This window comes from Actinomadura luzonensis (assembly GCF_022664455.2).
Lineage (GTDB): Bacteria > Actinomycetota > Actinomycetes > Streptosporangiales > Streptosporangiaceae > Nonomuraea > Nonomuraea luzonensis.
Window position 1 is genome coordinate 1 of record NZ_JAKRKC020000009.1, and the last position, 4,061, is coordinate 4,061.

Genomic DNA, 4,061 nt, shown 5'->3' on the forward strand with positions numbered 1-4,061 from the left:
GTGGTCGACCGGGATCCCGGCCGCGGCGAGGACCTCCCGCAGGATGCCGAGCGCTGTCCGCAGCCTCTTGGCGTTCGCATCCGACAGCACGCGCCCGGCCTTGGTCTCCCAGCCGCCGGTCTGCTTGAGCCCGTGCACGGCGTCCTCCACCGCCGTGACGGCCGCGTGCTCGTCCACCTCGCCCGCCCGGTCCACCGCCACGATGGCCGGCTCTCCGACCTGCACGGCGCCCGCCTTCACCGTGTACGGCACCTGGTAGGCGAGCGCGATGTCATCGTCGCGGACCACGGTCACGATGGCCTGGTCGCCGAACGTCGCCTCCACCGCCACGTGCGCCTTGACGGCCTGCCTGTCCAGCCAGCCGGCGACGGCGGCCCGGATCTCCTCGCGGGTCTCCTCGAACGACAGCGGCAGCACCAGCGGCGTGCCCTTCGTCTCGGCCGCGCCCTCTGGCTGCCCGAACGGGATCGCGGTCGGCTCGTCATCGACGGCGGCCACCAGCGCGTCGAACGCCACCGGCACCGGGACCGCCGGATCCGGCAGCGGCTCGCCCGCCTCGACGTACTTGAGGGTGACGTGCGGCGTGTAGCCGTGCTCGGCGTTGTACTCGACGCCGGCGGCGTCCAGCGCGGCGGCGAGCCGCTGCCGCAGCACCTCCAGGCCGGGCACGTCGACGGGAACGAACAGCGGCACGCCGTCCTCCCCTTCGGGGAACGCGCCGATCCCGCCGACCTGCCCGGCGAGCGGATGCTGGTCGGCGGCGACCTGGCGGGCCACGTCGACGGCCTTGGCCCACGTCTCGGCCGGGACGTTCTTGCCCAGGTAGACGAGCGTCACGTGCAGATCATCGGCGTCGAGGCCGTCCGGGACGGCGAGCTCGGCGGCCGCGTCGGCGGGCACCGCGAGGGCGAGCATCGCCCCCTTGTCCATCCCCACCAGGTCAACGCCGGTGTCGTCGTCAGAGCCGGGGTCGGAGGTGAGCAGGTCGTCCCACTCGTCGCCCACCTGCCCGCCGTCGCTGTCCTCCTCCGGCACGTCGACGTCGGCGGGCTGGTTGGCCTTCACGGACAGGGTGGCCGACATGCTGGCCGCGCCGAACAGCACGGGGGAGTATTCCCACAGGTCCAGGTCGGTGATGTAGCGGACTCCGCCCCGGCTCTTGGCGCCGCCCTTCGGCACCGTGTAGCCGATTGACCACTCGCACTCGTCGGTTTCGCTGAAGAAGCGGACGGTCTCGTAGGCGTTGCGGCCGTCATCACTGGCGAGGTTGAAGCGGCACTTCACCCACAGCGCGCCGGCCTCGCGCGGCCACGGCTTGCCGTCCTTCGTCGTCTTCGGCAGGCGCGGGTCGCCCGGCAGCAGCTCCTCGATGGCCTCCGTGCGCGCCGTCCACACCTTCGTGTCGTGCGAGAAGATGCCTTTGGGCTTGCGCTCGGCGAGCGTCCGCTTGTACGAGCCGGGCACGATCAGGTCCCCGACGTTGTCGGTCACGCCGGTGATCGATACCAGCGCTTCCACGACGCCCTCGTCGCCGGTGAGAATCGCGCCGGACGTCGACGCCGACCCCTTGCGTTCCAGCTCCACCCTGACGGGCAAGGTCACGGTCACAGCGGTCTCCCCCCGATGCGGTGATCGAGCGGGAGGATGGCAGGTTATACCACTTACGTCCTGCGGCAGCGGCGCCTACAAGATCCCTCCCGTTGACACCTTTCAGGAGGTCACCATCGCGGTCCCCGCAGGTAAGTAGCCGCAGCCAGAACAAAGGAGGGGGCGTGCCGTAAGGCACGCCCCCTCCTGCTGCTTCGACTCCCTGCTCTACGCTGGCGGGTACAGGCCCGTCTCCGGGTCCTGGCCGACCGCGAGCCGGAACGCCCGCAGAAACTCGGCATCCTCGGCCGGGTCAACACCAGGGTGATCCAGCGCCCACTTCCGGTGCATGTCGTTGTAGACCTTGTCAGCGTCACGGCCGACGATCATCGGAGCCACTTGACCCCCTCCCAGTCTGAGCCTCGCATGGCCCGAGCACCGATCCAGGTGTGGTCTCGGATATTCTCCCCGGGCCTGCGTCCAGTCTGGCTGATCTCGCGCGCGGTGGGAAATCCCGGGTCGCCGAACTCGAACCGCTGCCACCGCTGCAGAATCTGCTCGGCGGCGGCGATCTCGCTCACGATCCGCTCGTAGCGGGGATCATCCCTCGGCCCTCGCCAGGCGTCACGCTCGCGGATGAGCGCTTCCTGCTGGTGTGCGTACCGCCGGACATGGTGAAGATGTCCTTGGTGGACATGGCGTCGAACGCGTACAGGCCCTGATCGAACTTGACCATGCCGCGCGGGTCGTTGAAGCCGCCCTCGCGCATCTTCTTGTACAGGTCGGAGTCCAGGAACGCGCCCGACAGGCTCTTGTACTGCGGGCCTGCCTGCTGCGCGGCCAGCACCCCGGCGACCGGCTGACCGGCCGGCGCGTTCAGGTAGTCGTTGAGGCCGGCGCGGTTCTCTTCGGCGTTGAGGAGGTCGCGGATCTGGTTGGCCTCGTCGATCATGCCCAGGTAGCTCTTGTGCTGGGCCGGGTCGATCACCCACTTGCCCGGCTCCTCCTCCTTGAAGGAGGCGGCGACCTCGTTGATCGCGTTCGCCTTGGTCGCCAGCGCCTGCTTGAGTTCGCGGACACGCGAATTGGTGGCAGTCATCTGCCTGATCCCCCGTGCTGATTTGGATTGCGTTCGGAAGTGATCCGCACGCGCCCGGTCAGCACCGGGACGCCCCGTGATCAACGCGCGACGGTAGGCGATTCGCCCGCTTACGTCCCCCGGCCGCGTGTAGGGTGCTCTCTCTGCTGGTCGGGGGACTTGGAGCGATCCCACCCAAGGGGGAACCATGCGCGGGCCTTACCTGGCGCTGCTGGCCGCAGCGGCGCTGATCATCACCGGATGTTCCACCGCCCCCGGCCGCACCGGCGACGGCACGGCAGCCGCCGGCACGACGTCGACCGCCGAAACGCAAACCCCGCCGGCCGCCCTGGAGTGGGGGCAGCCCGGCGACGGGAAGGGGGAGCGAGGGCAGCCGTTACAGATCACCCCGCTCGGCGTCTACTACCACAAGGGGCACGAGACCCTGGGCAAGCCGAACAACGAGGTGTTCACCGCGGTCGCGGTCAAAGTCGCCGCCAGCGGCAGCGCGGACCATCTGCCGCCGCCCGCCACCGGGTTCGGGTTCACGCTGCTGTCCGACGACGGGGAGAGCGTCAACCCAGCGTCCGGGGCGTCACCCCCCTGGGTCGGCCGCGTCAACGAACCCAACGCCAAGCAGGACATCCGCGCTGGCCGCTACCAGAAGTACGTGATCACGTTCGACGCGCCATCGCGAGGCGGGGCGCTCGTCTACACCTCGCCGGACGGGCAGGCCGTGGAGTGGCCCATCCCTGAACGGTCCGGCGGGCAGGGGCTACGCCGGGTCCTGACCGCGCTGGACGACCTCGGCGTCACACACTGACCTGCGCCGCGCGGCCCGCCTCCAGTTCCTCCACCGCCGCCTGCAACCGCAGTTCGGTCTGCCGGAGCTGGTCGGCGAGCCGGCCGCTGGTCTCCCGCTCGCGCAGGTACTCCTCCCGCGTCGGGCCCGGCCGGGCCGCGCGCAGCAGCGCCACCTCCGCGCGCAGGTCGGCGTTCTCGCCCCGGAGCCGGTCGCCGTCAACGGCGGCCAGCCGTACCGTGAGCCGGCGCACGTTCTCGTAGGCGGCGTCCCGCTCGGCCAGCGCCGCCCGCACGGTCTCCTCCGCTCTCTCGGCGACCGCGCGGGCGTCCTGCGCCTCCAGGCGGGCCTGGTCGAGCTGCGCGGCCAGCCGGCCGACCGTGCGCCGGCGGCTGGCCAGCCGCCCTATCACCTTCATCATGACCATCCCTTCACCTCGGCGATGATGTCCAGGCCCGCCCGGATCTGCTCCGCCGTGAGCACCGCGACGTGTTTGAGCTCGTTCGGCATCGCGGACGGCGCGGTCGAGTCCGGCATGATCGACGGGGGCGGGGGAGGGTTCTCCTCGTCCTGGACGGGGATCTCGGTCTTGTC

At 70.6% G+C, this 4,061-nt stretch carries 6 protein-coding genes; 1 reads left to right on the forward strand and 5 read right to left on the reverse strand.

Annotated elements, in window-relative coordinates:
- From MF672_RS51030 to MF672_RS51045, 4 genes are all read right to left on the reverse strand, one after another.
- Nucleotides 1-1,608: 2'-5' RNA ligase family protein (locus tag MF672_RS51030; RefSeq protein ID WP_247815863.1), on the reverse strand; the 1,608-nt coding region annotated here is incomplete at its 3' end.
- 207 nt (nt 1,609-1,815) lie between these two features.
- A complete protein-coding gene (locus MF672_RS51035) occupies nt 1,816-1,977 on the reverse strand; it encodes a hypothetical protein (RefSeq protein ID WP_242372818.1) in 162 nt (53 codons plus the stop codon).
- Nucleotides 1,974-2,168 carry a hypothetical protein gene (locus tag MF672_RS51040; protein ID WP_247815864.1) on the reverse strand — a complete coding sequence of 65 codons (195 nt, stop codon included), beginning with the start codon at nt 2,166-2,168 and terminating at the stop codon, nt 1,974-1,976. The genes MF672_RS51035 and MF672_RS51040 overlap by 4 nt, the downstream gene beginning before the upstream one ends.
- Nucleotides 2,165-2,686 carry a hypothetical protein gene (locus tag MF672_RS51045; RefSeq protein ID WP_247815865.1) on the reverse strand — a complete coding sequence of 174 codons (522 nt, stop codon included), beginning with the start codon at nt 2,684-2,686 and terminating at the stop codon, nt 2,165-2,167. Before MF672_RS51045 ends, MF672_RS51040 begins: the two co-directional genes overlap by 4 nt.
- Before the next feature lie 187 nt (nt 2,687-2,873).
- On the opposite strand from MF672_RS51045, the gene MF672_RS51050 reads away from it, so the two are divergent.
- Nucleotides 2,874-3,488 carry a hypothetical protein gene (locus MF672_RS51050; RefSeq protein ID WP_242372824.1) on the forward strand — a complete coding sequence of 205 codons (615 nt, stop codon included), beginning with the start codon at nt 2,874-2,876 and terminating at the stop codon, nt 3,486-3,488.
- On the opposite strand, the gene MF672_RS51055 is transcribed toward MF672_RS51050, so the two are convergent.
- The gene (locus tag MF672_RS51055) at nt 3,478-3,888 is read right to left on the reverse strand and encodes a hypothetical protein (protein WP_242372822.1); all 411 of its coding nucleotides are present in this window, start codon (nt 3,886-3,888) and stop codon (nt 3,478-3,480) included. The genes MF672_RS51050 and MF672_RS51055 overlap by 11 nt on opposite strands.
- Between the last annotated feature and the right edge of the window lie 173 nt (nt 3,889-4,061).

Excerpts from the sequence above, each read along its gene's own strand:
- MF672_RS51035 (WP_242372818.1), bottom strand. The coding sequence starts at position 1,977 with ATGATCGTCGGCCGTGACGCTGACAAGGTCTACAACGACATGCACCGG.
- MF672_RS51045 (WP_247815865.1), bottom strand. The coding sequence starts at position 2,686 with ATGACTGCCACCAATTCGCGTGTCCGCGAACTCAAGCAGGCGCTGGCG.
- MF672_RS51050 (WP_242372824.1), top strand. The coding sequence starts at position 2,874 with ATGCGCGGGCCTTACCTGGCGCTGCTGGCCGCAGCGGCGCTGATCATC.
- MF672_RS51055 (WP_242372822.1), bottom strand. The coding sequence starts at position 3,888 with ATGATGAAGGTGATAGGGCGGCTGGCCAGCCGCCGGCGCACGGTCGGC.